Annotated in this window: 15 protein-coding genes and 1 pseudogene; 4 read left to right on the forward strand and 12 right to left on the reverse strand. The window is 43.9% G+C overall.

Annotated features, from left to right (window positions below):
* Positions 1-115: 115 nt before the first annotated feature.
* The 4 genes from larC to feoB all read right to left on the reverse strand — a co-directional run bounded on the left by larC (position 116) and on the right by feoB (position 7,240).
* Complete coding sequence (gene larC / locus LIZ66_RS13095) at positions 116-1,624, reverse strand: nickel pincer cofactor biosynthesis protein LarC (RefSeq protein ID WP_226815708.1); 1,509 nt, start codon at positions 1,622-1,624, stop codon at positions 116-118.
* 48 nt (positions 1,625-1,672) lie between these two features.
* Positions 1,673-2,419, reverse strand: a complete 747-nt coding sequence (gene larB, locus LIZ66_RS13100) for a nickel pincer cofactor biosynthesis protein LarB (protein ID WP_148461870.1) — start codon at positions 2,417-2,419, stop codon at positions 1,673-1,675.
* A gap of 285 nt (positions 2,420-2,704) precedes the next feature.
* On the reverse strand, positions 2,705-4,792 hold the full coding sequence (locus tag LIZ66_RS13105) for an efflux RND transporter permease subunit (RefSeq protein WP_148461871.1): 2,088 nt from the start codon (positions 4,790-4,792) through the stop codon (positions 2,705-2,707).
* Positions 4,793-4,894: 102 nt separating this feature from the next.
* Positions 4,895-7,240, reverse strand: a complete 2,346-nt coding sequence (gene feoB / locus LIZ66_RS13110) for a ferrous iron transport protein B (RefSeq protein WP_148461872.1) — start codon at positions 7,238-7,240, stop codon at positions 4,895-4,897.
* Between the two features lie 545 nt (positions 7,241-7,785).
* Here feoB and LIZ66_RS13115 point away from each other — a divergent pair.
* Positions 7,786-8,370 carry a manganese efflux pump MntP gene (locus LIZ66_RS13115; protein WP_227200902.1) on the forward strand — a complete coding sequence of 195 codons (585 nt, stop codon included), beginning with the start codon at positions 7,786-7,788 and terminating at the stop codon, positions 8,368-8,370.
* Between the two features lie 145 nt (positions 8,371-8,515).
* Here the strand turns inward: LIZ66_RS13115 and LIZ66_RS13120 are convergent, their stop codons facing one another.
* The 4 genes from LIZ66_RS13120 to LIZ66_RS19405 form a co-directional block, all read right to left on the reverse strand.
* Positions 8,516-9,520, reverse strand: a complete 1,005-nt coding sequence (locus LIZ66_RS13120) for a calcium/sodium antiporter (protein ID WP_148461874.1) — start codon at positions 9,518-9,520, stop codon at positions 8,516-8,518.
* Positions 9,521-9,845: 325 nt separating this feature from the next.
* Complete coding sequence (locus LIZ66_RS13125) at positions 9,846-10,217, reverse strand: ArsR/SmtB family transcription factor (protein ID WP_148461875.1); 372 nt, start codon at positions 10,215-10,217, stop codon at positions 9,846-9,848.
* A gap of 22 nt (positions 10,218-10,239) precedes the next feature.
* Positions 10,240-12,108, reverse strand: a complete 1,869-nt coding sequence (locus LIZ66_RS13130) for a heavy metal translocating P-type ATPase (RefSeq protein ID WP_148461876.1) — start codon at positions 12,106-12,108, stop codon at positions 10,240-10,242.
* A gap of 76 nt (positions 12,109-12,184) precedes the next feature.
* Positions 12,185-12,355, reverse strand: a complete 171-nt coding sequence (locus LIZ66_RS19405; RefSeq protein WP_308768425.1) for a DUF6783 domain-containing protein — start codon at positions 12,353-12,355, stop codon at positions 12,185-12,187.
* On the opposite strand from LIZ66_RS19405, the gene LIZ66_RS19410 reads away from it, so the two are divergent.
* Positions 12,287-12,436 carry a DUF6783 domain-containing protein gene (locus LIZ66_RS19410; RefSeq protein ID WP_308768424.1) on the forward strand — a complete coding sequence of 50 codons (150 nt, stop codon included), beginning with the start codon at positions 12,287-12,289 and terminating at the stop codon, positions 12,434-12,436. The two genes, LIZ66_RS19405 and LIZ66_RS19410, sit on opposite strands and share 69 nt — an antisense overlap.
* Here the strand turns inward: LIZ66_RS19410 and LIZ66_RS13135 are convergent.
* On the reverse strand, positions 12,431-12,649 hold the full coding sequence (locus LIZ66_RS13135; RefSeq protein ID WP_118579549.1) for a cation transporter: 219 nt from the start codon (positions 12,647-12,649) through the stop codon (positions 12,431-12,433). The two genes, LIZ66_RS19410 and LIZ66_RS13135, sit on opposite strands and share 6 nt — an antisense overlap.
* Before the next feature lie 253 nt (positions 12,650-12,902).
* Here LIZ66_RS13135 and LIZ66_RS13140 point away from each other — a divergent pair, with 253 nt between their 5' ends.
* Complete coding sequence (locus LIZ66_RS13140; RefSeq protein WP_118579636.1) at positions 12,903-13,379, forward strand: COG2426 family protein; 477 nt, start codon at positions 12,903-12,905, stop codon at positions 13,377-13,379.
* A 78-nt stretch (positions 13,380-13,457) separates the two neighbouring features.
* Here the strand turns inward: LIZ66_RS13140 and LIZ66_RS19415 are convergent, their stop codons facing one another.
* Positions 13,458-13,610 (reverse strand): DUF6783 domain-containing protein, encoded by a 153-nt coding sequence (locus LIZ66_RS19415; protein WP_313721213.1) that lies wholly within the window; start codon positions 13,608-13,610, stop codon positions 13,458-13,460.
* On the opposite strand from LIZ66_RS19415, the pseudogene LIZ66_RS19420 reads away from it, so the two are divergent.
* Positions 13,560-13,682: pseudogene (locus tag LIZ66_RS19420) on the forward strand (DUF6783 domain-containing protein); the annotation flags it as partial. The gene LIZ66_RS19415 and the pseudogene LIZ66_RS19420 overlap by 51 nt on opposite strands.
* 122 nt (positions 13,683-13,804) lie before the next feature.
* On the opposite strand, the gene LIZ66_RS13145 reads toward LIZ66_RS19420, so the two are convergent.
* Both LIZ66_RS13145 and LIZ66_RS13150 read right to left on the reverse strand, forming a co-directional pair.
* Positions 13,805-14,176: a PAS domain-containing protein gene (locus tag LIZ66_RS13145; RefSeq protein ID WP_148461878.1), complete on the reverse strand. Its 372-nt coding sequence runs from the start codon at positions 14,174-14,176 to the stop codon at positions 13,805-13,807.
* A 32-nt stretch (positions 14,177-14,208) separates the two neighbouring features.
* Positions 14,209-14,871: a Crp/Fnr family transcriptional regulator gene (locus LIZ66_RS13150; RefSeq protein WP_195590269.1), complete on the reverse strand. Its 663-nt coding sequence runs from the start codon at positions 14,869-14,871 to the stop codon at positions 14,209-14,211.
* Positions 14,872-14,920 lie beyond the last annotated feature (49 nt).

Here is a 14,920-nt window from a genome sequence, read left to right on the forward strand (position 1 = left end):
TTTTGAAAAAAAGCCAAACTGTATTGTAACATACTCTTTCGCAGGTTGCAATATTGCGATTTAACCTGGAAGCGATCAATCAGTTACTGTGTTACTCCGTGACCAGTAACATCAATCATTCCAGATTCTTACTTGCATCTACTGCCATCTGATAGGCTTCTGAATAAGAAATTCCAGTCTTTCTGCAGATTTCCGCCAGGCTTTCATATTCCGGATAGCATTTCTCTGCTCCTTCCGGACCGCAGATTTTCACTTCCACCTCACCGAAGGGAATCATTACTTTCCGTTTTCTCCGGGGCAAAATCGTGCGCTCCATCCTGGCTCTGCGGATACCAATACTGGTAGTTTCTGCAAAAATCAAAGCTTCCATTCCCGGGACATCTTCTTCCTTACAGATTACGGTAAGAAGCCATGCAGGACGGTTTTTCTTCATATATACAGGAGTATAATGCACATCCCTTGCACCGGCCTCAAAAAGCTTCTCCATGACAAAGCCTAGTACTTCACCGCTGCAGTCATCGATGTTTGTTTCCAGCTTGTAGATGTAATCTGCACAATCCGCGCTTTCCGTAACACCGGTCTGAATTTTGGCAGCAGCTTCCCGATTGAAAATTTCAGCAGTTTCATTTGCCGCACTTTCATTTCCTGCCGGAATTCCCACCGCTTTTTCCGGTTTATGGGATTCTTCCGGGTGAATCAGCATTGCACGCAGGATTCCCGGACACTCATAAGTCCTCTTGCCGGCTCCGATACCTGTTTTCTCAATTGCAAAGGTCTCCGGTAATTTGCAGGAAGTACGGACTGCTGCCACAATTGCCGCACCTGTAGGAGTTACCAGTTCACCCTGTACCGGAGTGATCCGCAGATCCAGGTCACACTGCTGTACAATATGGGTTACCGCTGGAACCGGAACTGGTAAAATGCCATGCTGGCAGCGGACCGTACCCATTCCTTCACATAATACAGGTACAATGACCTCTGTAATTCCAAGATTGTCCAGGCAGACTGCCACAGACAAAATATCTACAATGGAATCCACAGCTCCAACTTCATGAAAATGCACCTCCTCCACCGGAACATTGTGGGCTTTTGCTTCTGCCTTTGCCAGAATCTGAAAAATTTTAAGAGCAATACCTCTGGCGCCGTCAGTCATCTTTGTGTCAGCAAGTATCTGACAGATTTCGTTCATACCGCGATGTTTGTGATGACGATGGTGCTCGTGAGTATGTGCTGCTATCTCATCTCCATGATCATGTCCATGTGCTGCCACATTCTTTGCAGCTGCCTCATGGCTATGCTCATACTTGTGATTATGTTCTTCTGCCCCATGCGTATGACTGTGATTATGTTCTTCTGCCCCATGCGTATGACTATGATCATGTCCATGCAGATACTCCATATCATGGTCATGTCCGTCTATCTCTGCATCCAGGATTACATCGAAATCACAGGCATCAATCCCGGATTTCGTCACCCTGCTTACTTTTATCTCAAATCCCTGCACCGGAATACTTTCAAGTACATCCTCCAGCACCTTCTGATCTGCTCCCAGATCCAGCAGTGCTGCCACTGTCATATCACCACTGATTCCGGAATAACACTCCAGATATAATGATTTTCCCATAATTCTCCTCGTTACAAATTTATCAAATTGCTTTCCAATTTGTGTCTCTTACTTACCAAGCGCCAGCCGGTTCATCTGCGTTGCCAGATATCCGGCTCCATATCCATTGTCAATATTCACTGTGGCAATTCCATTGGCACAGGAATTGATCATGGTCAGAAGTGCTGATAATCCATGGAAATTCGCTCCATATCCCACAGATGTAGGTACTGCGATCACCGGTCTGCTCACAAGACCTCCCATAACGCTGGCAAGAGCGCCCTCCATGCCAGCCACAGCCACAACACAATTAGCATCCTGAATGATCTCCAGCCTGGAAAACAGCCTGTGCATTCCACTTACACCAACATCATAAATTCGTTCCACGTAAGTTCCAAAATATTCTGCAGTCTGTGCTGCTTCCTCGGCCACTGGAATATCTGCAGTGCCTGCAGTACAGACAGCCACCTTTCCCTCATGAATCTTATCTGTTTTCTCTATTTTCAGGATTCTGGAAACAGGGTCATACTGAACTTCTGGAAACTTCTCCTTCACCAGCTCATACTGTGCCTGGGAAGCCCTTGTTCCAAGTACTTCTCCCTCTTCCATATATAAACGTTCAAATATTTTCAGCAAATGGGCATCTGCCTTATTGCTGCAGTAAATCACCTCTGCAAAACCAGTGCGGGCTTTTCTCCCCGTATCCAGCTTGGCATAATCCATTTCCTTGTAGCCATCCTGTCGAATCAGCTTCTCTGCTGCTTCCGGAGAAAGTCCTCCCATTTGCACCTGGGCAAGGATTTCTTCTAATGTCATGTACAAATCACTCCATTTCCTAAAGCGTGTTTGAAAAAGGCATTCTGCAAAATGTGCGTCACAATTTGCGGGAATGGTTTTTCAAACAGGCTCTAAAATGCAACACAATTATAACGTTTTCTTCTCTTTTATTCAACAAAAAAATCCTGCCTCATTTTGCTGAAGCAGGATTTCTGTGCATCGCGAAGCGTGTTGCGTTCTGGTCACGGAGCGAACCGTAACGAATTTCTTCCAAAACCGGCTATTCTGCGCGAAAACAGCGCTCCCAGACCGTCTGATTATGTTTTATTTCGCTTTGGCTGCCTTTTTATCTCCAAGGAAACCAATCGATGTAACACAGATCAGTTTATCGAAGATCATAAACATAGCTGGTAAGATAAACAGTACAACTACCATACTGATGATCGCACCACGGGCAAGCAGTGTACAGATAGAACCGATCATCTCAACCTGTGAATAGCAGGAAACACCGAAGGTTGCCGCAAAGAAGCTGAGACCGCTACTGATAATGGACGGCATGCTGGTCTTATGGGCAATGCTGATGGCTTCCATCTTATTCTTACCGTGCTGTCTCTCTCTCTGATAACGGGTAGTCATCAGGATTGCATAGTCAACAGTCGCACCCAGCTGGATGGCACCGATAACGATGCTTGCAACGAACGGAAGGCTGATTCCCTGATAGTATGGAATGGCCATATTGACAAAAATCGCAAACTCAATAACCGCAACCAGAATGATCGGAAGGGAAATTGATTTAAAGATAATCATAATGATCAGGAAAATGGCACCAATGGAGATTACATTTACACGAACCAGATCGGCATCTGTAGTATCCTGAAGATCCTTCATAAGCGGTGCCTCACCGATTACCATTGCTGTATTATCGTATTTCTTTACTATTTTATCAATTTCTGCAAGCTGGGCATTTACCTCATCTGTAGCAGAACCATATTCAGAACATACAAATGCAAGCTCATACTGATCTCCTTTGAAAATCTTCTTCAGATCATCCGGGATCATAGACTCCGGAACGGTAGGTCCGATCAGGGAATTCATACCCAGACTCCACTTCACACCCTCAACCTTATCGATATCATTTAACATCTGCTGTTTCTGCTTGGAGTCCATATTCTTATCCATCATAATCATATGAATATTGCCTACTGCGAAAGTTTTCTCCAGCTCATCATTGGCAATGTTGCAATCCAAAGTGGATGGAAGAGATTCTGCAATATTATAGTAAATCTTTGTATGATTGTTTCCATAAATAGCCGGAAGCAGAAGCACCAGAAAAATCACAGTCCAAAGCTTGTAATGCTTCGTAATAAATGCAGACGGTTTATCCATTCTGGCAAAAAGCAGCTTATGCTGAGTCTTCTCAATGGGCTTGTCAAAAAACAATACCAGTGCCGGAAGAATGGTTACACAGCAGATAACACCAATAATAACGCCCTTTGCCATAACAATACCAAGGTCACGTCCAAGAGCAAAGGTCATAACACAAAGTGCAACGAAGCCGGCTACTGTGGTAACAGAGCTTCCAGCTACAGACTTAAAAGTATTGGCAATGGCATGCCCCATGGCACGGTCCTTTTCTCCAGGAAAACGCTTCTTATTTTCCTCGTAGCTGTTCAGAAGGAAAATGGAATAATCCATGGTAACACCAAGCTGAAGCACTGCGGTAAGTGCCTGTGTAATATAAGAGGTCTCGCCCAGAATAATATTGCTTCCCAGGTTGTAAAGGATAGCAAGTCCGATACTGAGCAGGAACAAAAACGGAACAACAAAGGATCCGCTTGTCAGCTCCAGAACGACCAGACTAAGTACTGCTGCGATCACAACGTAAATCGGCAGCTCCTGCATGGCAATGTTCTTAATATCTGTAACAACTCCTGTCATGCCACTGAGGAAGCACTGCTCGTTAGCAATCTTACGTAGTTCTGTGATAGCTTCCATGGAAGTATCTGAAGATGTGGTATTATCAAACAGAACCAGCATCATGGTTGCATCGCCATTTATAAATACCTTTCTGTACTTCTCAGGAATCATCTCTACCGGAAGAGTAATATCCGCCACATCATCATACCAGAGAACATCCTTTACATGCTCTACTTCACTGAATTTCTCTTCCAGCTTCTGGACATCCTTCATATCCATATTCTCTACGATTACCATGGAAAAGGCGCCCATTCCAAACTCATCCACCAGAATATCCTGACCTTTTACCGTCTCAAGGGTATCCGGCAGGTAACTTAACAGATCATAATTTACTCTCGTCTCTGCGATTCCGATCACAGACGGGATTACCAGCAAAAGTCCGATCAAAAGCACCAGGACCTTATGCTTGGCTATCCATTTTCCTACTTTGACCATTGATGTCATCTCCTTAAATTCATTTCTTTCGTACTATAGTATAACCCAAAATGACCAATAGTCAATATTATTTTTAACAAAAATGAAAAATAGTCATTTTTCTCAAAAACCAATCAAAACACCGACAATTTTTACCAAAAATGCCGCAATCCAGGCGATCACACATTGCCCGATTACCACTCCTGCAGCCCATTTACCGCCCAGCTCACGTTTCACAGAAGCGATTGCGGCTACACAAGGCGTATATAAAAGACAGAAGGTAAGAAGGCACACTGCTGCCAGCGGAGAAAGCACATCTACCAGTGCCGCTGTACTTCCAAATAATATGGACAATGTGGAAACCACGCTCTCCTTTGCCATAAAACCTGTTACAAGGGCTGTGGAAAATCTCCATTCCCCAAAGCCAAGAGGCTTAAATACCGGTGCAATAAATCCGGCAAGTACTGCAAGAATACTGTCTTTGGAATCTGTCACAATATTCAGATGCAGATCAAAGGTCTGTAAAAACCAGATCACAATGGTTGCCACAAAAATAACAGTGAAGGCTCTCTGAAGAAAATCCTTTGCCTTTTCCCAGAGAAGCTGACCAACGTTTTTTGCACCTGGAAGACGATAATTAGGAAGCTCCATTACAAAGGGAACCGCTTCTCCCTTAAACATGGTTTTTCCAAAAATCAGTGCCATCAGGATTCCCATAATAATTCCGCCGAAATAAAGTGCTATCATTACCAGTGCACCGTATTTCGGGAAAAAGGCAGCTGTAAAGAAAGCATAAATCGGAAGCTTTGCCGAACAGCTCATAAAAGGAGTAAGGAGGATAGTCATCTTACGGTCACGCTCAGAAGGCAGGGTTCTGCTTGCCATAACGCCGGGAACTGTGCATCCAAAGCCTACAAGCATTGGGACAATGCTTCGTCCGGAAAGTCCAATCTTTCGAAGCAGCTTATCCATTACAAATGCCACTCTGGCCATGTAGCCACTGTCTTCCAGAAGTGACAGGAAGAAAAACAGGGTGACGATAATCGGCAGAAAGCTGAGCACACTTCCAACTCCATTGAAAATACCGTCAATTACAAGAGAATGAAGCACATTATTTACGTTCCATGCAGTCATTGCTTGATCCACCACTGCAGTCAGCCAGGTAATTCCCATATCCAGAAGATCCGAAAGACCCTTTCCGATCACGCCAAAGGTCAGCCAGAAAACCAGAGCCATAATACCTGCGAAGCATGGAATAGCTGTATATTTGCCTGTAAGTATTTTATCCATCTTCTGACTGCGCAGATGCTCCTTGCTCTCATGAGGCTTAATCACAGTCTCAGCACAGACTTTTTCAATAAAATCAAAGCGCATATGGGCAATCGCTGCGGACCGGTCAAGCCCACGCTCTGTCTCCATCTGCTTTACAATATGCTCCAGGGTTTCTTTTTCATTCTGATCCAGTCCAAGCTTTTCCAGGATCAGTTCATCCCCTTCTGCAAGCTTACTGGCTGCAAAACGCACCGGAATATCTGCCTGCTGTGCATGATCCTCAATGAGATGCATAATTCCATGAAGACATCTGTGAACGGCTCCGCCGTCATCGTTTGCATCACAGAAATCCAGCCGCTTTGGTTTTTCCTGATATTTTGCCACATGAATGGCATGTGCAACCAATTCATCAATACCTTCATTTTTTGCTGCGGAAATAGGTACAACCGGAATCCCCAAGGCCTCCTCCATCTGGTTCACACGCACAGAACCACCATTCTGCCTTACTTCATCCATCATATTCAATGCCAGTACCATAGGCACATCCAGCTCCATCAGCTGCATAGTAAGATAAAGATTTCTCTCGATATTCGTGGCATCCACAATATTGATAATTCCCTTAGGATGCTGCTCCAGAATAAAGCTTCTGGTTACGATTTCCTCGCTTGTATAAGGAGACATGGAATAAATTCCCGGCAAATCTGTCACCAAAGTATTCTTTTTCCCACGGATAATACCATCTTTACGGTCTACTGTAACTCCCGGAAAGTTGCCTACATGTTGACTGGAGCCGGTTAACTGATTAAACAGGGTTGTTTTACCGCAGTTCTGGTTTCCTGCCAGCGCAAAGGTAAGAAGCTCACTGTCAGGAAGGGGATGCTCATCTGCTTTTTCATGATATTTACCTCCCTCGCCCAGACCTGGATGAGGAATCGCCCTGACACGGCTTCCTCGTTTCTGCTCTTTTTCATCCCTTACATTATCAATCTGAATCTGGGCAGCATCTGCAAGACGCAGAGTCAGCTCATAGCTATGTATCCTGACTTCAACAGGATCACCCATAGGTGCATATTTTACCATGGTCACGTCAGCCATGGGAATGATTCCCATATCCAGGAAATGCTGCCGCAGGGCACCCTCTCCTCCTACTACTGTAACTGTGGCGGTTTTCCCGATGGGAAGGTCTTTTAATGTCATATGTACTTGTCCTCTTTTCCCATATGTAAGATTTTTGCTGCTGTTCAAAACTAAACGGCAACAAATTTTGATAAATTCCATCTGCTAATGATAAATTTTATCATTAATGTTACAGGAGTTAGTTTATTCTAATATTGTCAGGATGTCAATATTATTGAGAAAAATTATTGACAATTTTCTCATTATCTGATAAAGTTACGAAACAAGGTTTCCCTGTGAGGGAGTAGCAAGCGTGTCCACAGACGCGTGGCAAGTCAACATACCGACCGTATGAATCTGTTTGTATAGATTGCTGTTCACTGAATGAACAGCAGCTTTTAAAGCAGTGTTTCGATCTGGCTTGCATTAAATTGCGAGACTCATGTATAACGTTATGCTATACATGGAGTCTGTCCTTTTATAAGAATGCAGATGACCCATATATAGCCTGTGGTTATATATTGGGTCTTTTTTCATGCTGTAAGAGGCTTTACTAAACGATCTGTTTCCACAGCAAATTAAAAATTGGAAACCAGCAATAAAATACATTACGGAGGAATGTAAAAATGAACTACAGTTTTGTGTTTTTTCTGAACAGCGCCCTGCTTGGAGTCGGACTTGCAATGGATGCTTTTTCTGTATCCCTGGCAAACGGCCTTCACGAGCCTAGGATGCGCATGAAAAAAATGTGCGGCATTGCGGGCACATTCGGTGCTTTTCAGGCCATCATGCCAATGACCGGATGGTTATGTGTCCACACCATTGTAGAATACTTCAGGACATTTGAGAAATTTATTCCATGGATCGCGCTGATCCTTCTTGGCTATATTGGTGGCTCCATGCTGATCAATGGTATCCGGGGAACCGATGAGAATGATGAAATTCCGGGAGTTGGTCCCAAAGCCCTTTTCATTCAGGGCGTTGCAACTTCCATTGACGCCCTGTCCGTAGGATTCACCATCTCTAAGTATGACTGGCTAATGGCTCTTGTCTGTTCCCTGATCATTGCCATAGTCACATTCTTTATCTGCATGACCGGACTTTCCCTTGGAAAACGCTTCGGAACCAGACTTTCCAACAAGGCGGATATTCTCGGCGGCGTCATTCTAATTGCAATTGGTCTGGAAATTTTTATCAACAATATGTTTTAATTATTTCAGCATATTTACCGCTATTCAGCAGGTACTGTTCCGCCAGGTGTTTTACTATACAAGCGTTAATTTTCACCTGTTTTCCAATCAAAAAAAGCTTTCATCTCTCCCTTTACGGGATGGATGAAAGCTTTTTCTGCTTTTATTAGCGGGCAATAATATATGCGCAATAAACCAGATATACCACTACCATTATAATACCCTCTTTGCGCTCAATTTTTTTCCTGGTTCCTGCAAAGATCCAGACCATAACCGAAAATACCATAAGAAGCACTATATCGATTATGTTTTCCCGGATCAAAGCTACCGGACTGATAGCAGATGAGATTCCAAGGACCATCAGAATATTGAAAATATTGGATCCGACTGCATTTCCAACTGCCATATCAACTTCATTTTTTCTTGCTGCAACTACAGAGGTTACAAGCTCCGGAAGCGAAGTTCCGATAGACACAATGGTAAGCCCTACCAGAGTCTGGCTCATTCCAAGCTCTATTGCAATCCTACTGGCTGTATCAACGGTAAGGTCACCGCCAAAAGCAATTGCAGCTGCACCCACGATCAAAAAGAGAATACTTTTGCCGTATGACAGCTCTTTCATATTGTCACATTCTTCAACGCCTTCTATTTCAACCTTCTGTCCTGCAGCACGCGCTTTCATTGCGCTTCGTACCATTGTAAAAATGTATCCGGCAAACACGATCAGGAAAATAACTCCATCTGCATGACCCAGCGTCATTCCCGTCTTATCTCCCAATCCTGAAATTCCCAGTACAAGCAGAAATAGTGCACAGCCTAAAGACAAGGGAATATCTCTTACCACAGTTGCTTTCTGGACCATAATTGGAGTCAGAATTGAACAGACACCAATTACAAACATCAGATTAAAAATATTGGATCCTACTACATTGCTGACCGCAAGTTCATTATTCTGTACCAGAGAAGCAGTCACACTCACGGCTGTTTCTGGCAGTGAAGTTCCCATAGCCACAATCGTAAGACCAATGATGATGGGCGGAACCTTTAATTTCTTCGCAATGCTGGAACTTCCCTCCACAAAAAAGTCAGCCCCTTTTACCAGAAAGGCAAATCCCACTGCCAGCAGCAGGATAACAGCTGCAATTGGCAATCCATTAATAATATTTTGCATAATATTCTCCTTTTGTTATCCGCATATTTTTACCTTTACAGATTCTCCAGAGTGTGTTTGAAAAAGGCTTTCTGCAAAATGTGTGTTACAAAACAGTATTTACTTCATAAGCCTGCTTCTTTGGAATTACATCTGCCCAAAATGTAAAAAGACTCATGTATGCCATAACATGCATACATGAGTCTCATTCTTTAAGATTTGCCAGGCCAGAATCAGATCCGATCAAAGCCGCGACTGTTGACAAACCACGTTTTCACGCAAACTACTCCCTCACAGAATCCATATGTGTAGTTAATATACCAAATTGCCGTTAAGAAGTCAACCTCTAATCTTCCTCTATATGCTCTCTTCCCTGGTCAATGATCGTCCGAACATGCTCATCTGCCAGAGAATAGAATATAGATTTTCCATCCCTGCGGCTTTTTACCAGTTTATTCTGTTTCAGGATACGAAGCTGGTGGGAAATAGCTGACTGAGTCATGTTCAATGCCTTTGCCAGGTCGCACACGCACACCTCTGCTTCAAAAAGTACAAACAGGATCCGGATCCTGGTAGAATCGCCAAACACCTTGAACAGCTCTGCCAGATCATACAGCTCGTTTTCCTCCGGGATGGTCTCGTTTACAATTTGCAGAAGATTTTCATGGACCTCACAGCAATCACAGATTTCCACTTCTTTATCTATGTCTTTTTTCATTCTGAATACCTCGATATCATCATCAAAGATTTTTCACAAACAAAGTACGGATTGCATTGAGCACTGCCAGTACCATAACGCCTACATCTGCAAAAATGGCTATCCACATGTTTGCAATGCCGAGGGCACCAAGTACCAGACAGATCAGTTTCACGCCAATTGCAAAATAAATATTTTCATATACAATTCGCATACACTTCTTGGCAATGCGAATGGCTTTCCCAATCTTTAACGGGTCGTCATCCATCAGCACAACGTCAGCCGCCTCGATTGCAGCATCAGAACCAAGCGCACCCATTGCAATACCAATATCCGCTCTTGAAAGAACCGGTGCATCATTGATTCCGTCTCCAACAAAGGCAAGCTTCTCTTTTTCAGACTTATTTGCCAGAAGTTCTTCCACCTTGGAAACCTTATCCGCCGGAAGAAGCTCGCTGTGAACCTCTCCGATTCCAAGGTCAGCTGCTACAGACTCTGCCACTTTTTTTCCGTCACCGGTGAGCATAACCGTTCTTGTAATACCTGCTTTTTTCAGGTTCTCAATTGCCTCTTTGGCATGAGGTTTGATAATGTCTGAAATCAGGATATGACCTGCATATTTTCCATCCACAGCCATATGGACAACCGTTCCTACATGATGGCACTCTTTGTACGCAATGCCCAGACGGTTCATCAGCTTCGCGTTACCCGCAGCTACAGACACACCGTCCACCTTTGCAATAACACCGTTTCCACCGATTTCCTCAATGTCTGTGACACGGCTGCGGTCAATTGGCTTGCCATATGCTTTCTGAAGGCTCTTGCTGATGGGGTGTGAGGAAGAGCACTCTGCATATGCTGCATATTCCAGAAGCTTTGCATCCTCCATCTCATTATGGTGGATTCCGCTGACCTCGAATACGCCCTTTGTCATAGTACCTGTTTTATCAAAAACAACGGTCTTCGTCTGGGAAAGCGTCTCCAGATAGTTGGAGCCTTTTACCAGAACGCCCTGATTGCTGGCACCACCGATTCCAGCAAAGAAACTGAGGGGAATACTGATCACCAGTGCACATGGACAGCTGATTACAAGGAACGTCAGGGCACGGTAGATCCAGTCTCCCCATTCCGGAGAAAGTCCCATAAACAGCATTCTGCAAAGAGGCGGAATGACTGCAAGTGCCAGAGCACTGTAGCAAACTGCCGGGGTATAATATTTCGCAAATTTTGAAATAAAGTTTTCAGATCTGGATTTCTTGGAGCTGGAGTTCTCAACAAGATCCAGGATCTTGGAAACCGTAGATTCACCAAATTCCTTCGTGGTGCGGATTTTCAATACACCTGTCATGTTAATGCAGCCGCTGATGACCTCATCTCCCACTTTCGCATCTCGCGGAAGGCTTTCTCCTGTCAATGCGCTTGTATTTAATGTGGAATTTCCGTCTTCAATCATTCCGTCAATTGGAATCTTCTCTCCCGGCTGAACCACAATGATAGTTCCAATCTCTACCTCGTCTGGGTCTACCTTTTCCAGCTTGCCGTCCTGCTCGATATTTGCATAATCCGGACGGATATCCATCAGCTCGCTGATATTTCTTCTGCTCTTTCCAACGGCATAACTCTGGAAAAGTTCTCCGATCTGATAAAACAGCATAACCGCAGTGCCTTCCTGATAATCGCCGAGAGCAATGGCACCAATTGTGGCAACTGCCATCAGAAAATTCTCATCAAATACCTGACGGTTCCTAATTCCCTTAAGCGCTTTTTTCAGAATATCATAACCGATCACCAGATACGGGACCATGTATAGTGCCATTCGAAGATAGCCATCTACCGGAAGAAAGCGTAGCAAAACCAAAAGGACAAAAGCAATAATAATTCTGGTCAATACTTTTTTCTGCTTCTTGTTCATATTCTTTCACATGCCCTGAAGGCATGGCCTCCATTATAATGATATCGCCGGCAAGCGACATATTCGCTTAATTCGTTTACGTGACTGAACAGAGTACATCCAGTCCGGTCACTGTCCTACTGTTCATTCTGTGCCTAGAGCGTGTCTGAAAAAGGCTTTCTGCAAGATGTGCGTCACAATTTGTGGGAGATTTCGCCCGGATGAGGGCGCCGTAGCGGGCTACGGCAACCGAATTCGGGCAAAATATACTGCAAAGTGGGGCGTGCAGATTGCGGGAATGATTTTTCAAACACGCTCTAGTAACTGCTTTTCCTCATTGTTTTTATAAGAAGATCTCGCAGTCGTCTTCTACTTTCTTACAGTTCTTCAGGACTTCCTGCATAACAGCCTTCGGCTCCTGTCCATCTTCAAACTCAACGATCATTTTCAGAGTCATGAAGTTTACAGTCGCATCCTTAACACCAGCAGTGTTCTTAGCAGCTTCCTCCATCTTGTTTGCACAGTTTGCGCAGTCAACATCGATCTTGTAAGTTTTTTTCATGATAGTGGTCTCCTTTTGAAAATGTTCTCTTTTTCATATGAACAATTATTCATATGTTTGTTTTTATTATAGCATTTAAATAACTTCTGTCAATAGGTTTGGCATAAAATCTTTCTTTTTCTATGATGTAGCATAAATGCTTTCTTTTTCCTGTATTAATATAGTAATTTCTTTTTTTGCCCTGTTCAATTCGTTTTTTTTCGTGTATAATAAGTCGAATATTATTGGATTGAAATTAGAGGAGATTTTAAACATGAAAAGTTATCTAATCGTTTTTCTTATTTCTATGGTACCGCTGATTGAGCTGCGAGGCGCGATCCCATATGCTGTAGGCTTCGGAATTCCGCTGGTTCCGGCGTACATTATCGCCATTATCGGAAACATGCTTCCAGTACCTTTTATCTATTTCTTCGCCCGCAAGGTTCTGGAGTGGGGCAAGGATAAACCGGTGATCGGGCGCTTCTTTACCTTCTGTCTTGAAAAAGGGGAAAAAGGAGGAAAGGCCCTTCAGGCAAAGGCCGGCCGCGGATTATTCGTAGCGCTTCTGCTCTTCGTAGGAATTCCTCTTCCCGGCACAGGTGCCTGGACCGGAACCCTGGCTGCCAGCCTTCTGGACATGGACTTTAAGTCCAGTGTTCTGGCTGTAATGCTTGGTGTCATTCTGGCTGGTCTTATCATGGGCGCTGCAAGTGCAGGACTTTTTGGGGCATTATTTGCAGTATTCAGCTGACAGGATTACAAGAAAAAGTATATGAAGTTTATCTGATTGCGAATAAACTCATATACTTTTTTTATGCCTTAAAAGAAACTAAAACAAGCCTCTGTCGTTTTCGCTCGTCTTAGAGCCTGTTTGAAAAATCATTCCTGCAATCTGCACGCCCCACTTTGCGGTATATTTCACCCGAATTCGGTTGTCGTAGCCCGCTACGACGCCCTCATCCGGGCAAAATCTCCCACAAATTGTGACGCACATCTTGCAGAAAGCCTTTTTCAAACACGCTCTAGTTTCTTTTCCCACTCATTTTTTAATTAATGTTTTTGTTCCTGTTCACAGAAAACCCGAAAATTGCGGCGCAAAATCATGCGAATGCATGATTTCTGTGCATCACGAAGCGTGCTGCCGGTCAGGTCATAAACAGCAACATGTTTTTAGCTTCAGAAATTGTAATACGGTTCCTCATCCCGTGCCCGATACTCATGCTTCTCATAATAGCCAATCAAAGCTCCATCCTCATCACGCAGGGCTACCATATATACGTCCTTCGCCTGTTTCTCATTATAAAAAGTATGGATCCGGTTGTGCTCCTTATCTTCTTCAAACCAGGCAACCACTTTTTCAATTATTTCCTTTGACTTCGGATTATGACAATTCATAAGACTTTTTCCAAGCAATGCCTCACCACCCCATTTATGATAACTCTCCACAGCTTTCGGATTCATGTAGATAATTTCATGCTTCAGGTTGCAGATGACAACGGATGCAACATCCTGATCGATAATACTTTTAAAATATGGTGTCAGATTCATTTTAAATTTTCCCTCCTGCTATGAAGCCTTTTTCAAACACGCTCCAGATAATGGATCTGGTTTCTGTTTACTTCAATAATCCCTTCTTTTCGCATTTTGCCAAGCTCATTGGAAAGCGCACTTCTGTCTACTCCAAGATAATCAGCCAGTTCCTGCCGGTTAAAGGGGATCATAAACTGGCTGCTGCCCTGCTGCACCATCTCCTGGGAAAAATAGGAAAGCAGCCTCCCCCGGATGGATTTCGGTGCCGTATGAAGGCTTCTTCTGGAAAGTTCCAGGTTCTTCTTCGCCATGACCATCAGCATGTTACGGATCAGTTTCTCATGGCAGGGACAGGTATCCGGACAGGTGTGAAAAATCTTTCCCACCTCCAGAAAAAGGATCTGGCAATCCTCTGCAGCCGTCACCCCTATGAGCAGCTTTTCCCCTGGAATGCAGGCATATGTCTCTCCGAAAACCTGGCCTGGCGCGATCCGGTTCAGAATACTCTTGTTTCCCGTCATGTCAATGTTCTCAATATGAACACTGCCGTTAAGCACAAGTCCCATCGCCTTCACCTGGTCTCCCACCTGCCAGATCGTGCTGCCCTTGGCATAGCTTTGCGGAGTGGCTTTCAGACAGGAAAGCATATGCTTTGTTTCTTCTGGACTTGTTCCCTGAAAGAGAAAAGTCCTGGAAAGAAATTCATAATTCATTTTTCTCCTTTTGTTGTTATAACAACATACTTGTTTGTTGGATTATATT

Source organism: Blautia faecis, from assembly GCF_020554845.1.
In the GTDB taxonomy this organism is placed as follows: domain Bacteria; phylum Bacillota; class Clostridia; order Lachnospirales; family Lachnospiraceae; genus Blautia_A; species Blautia_A faecis.

Coding starts and splice junctions, on each gene's coding strand:
- LIZ66_RS13125 (WP_148461875.1), bottom strand. CDS start 10,217: ATGAAAAAAGACATAGATAAAGAAGTGGAAATCTGTGATTGCTGTGAG.
- larB (WP_148461870.1), bottom strand. CDS start 2,419: ATGACATTAGAAGAAATCCTTGCCCAGGTGCAAATGGGAGGACTTTCT.
- LIZ66_RS13130 (WP_148461876.1), bottom strand. CDS start 12,108: ATGAACAAGAAGCAGAAAAAAGTATTGACCAGAATTATTATTGCTTTT.
- LIZ66_RS13150 (WP_195590269.1), bottom strand. CDS start 14,871: ATGAATTATGAATTTCTTTCCAGGACTTTTCTCTTTCAGGGAACAAGT.
- LIZ66_RS13105 (WP_148461871.1), bottom strand. CDS start 4,792: ATGGTCAAAGTAGGAAAATGGATAGCCAAGCATAAGGTCCTGGTGCTT.
- larC (WP_226815708.1), bottom strand. CDS start 1,624: ATGGGAAAATCATTATATCTGGAGTGTTATTCCGGAATCAGTGGTGAT.
- LIZ66_RS13120 (WP_148461874.1), bottom strand. CDS start 9,520: ATGCAAAATATTATTAATGGATTGCCAATTGCAGCTGTTATCCTGCTG.
- feoB (WP_148461872.1), bottom strand. CDS start 7,240: ATGACATTAAAAGACCTTCCCATCGGGAAAACCGCCACAGTTACAGTA.
- LIZ66_RS13140 (WP_118579636.1), top strand. CDS start 12,903: ATGAAAAGTTATCTAATCGTTTTTCTTATTTCTATGGTACCGCTGATT.
- LIZ66_RS13135 (WP_118579549.1), bottom strand. CDS start 12,649: ATGAAAAAAACTTACAAGATCGATGTTGACTGCGCAAACTGTGCAAAC.
- LIZ66_RS13145 (WP_148461878.1), bottom strand. CDS start 14,176: ATGAATCTGACACCATATTTTAAAAGTATTATCGATCAGGATGTTGCA.
- LIZ66_RS13115 (WP_227200902.1), top strand. CDS start 7,786: ATGAACTACAGTTTTGTGTTTTTTCTGAACAGCGCCCTGCTTGGAGTC.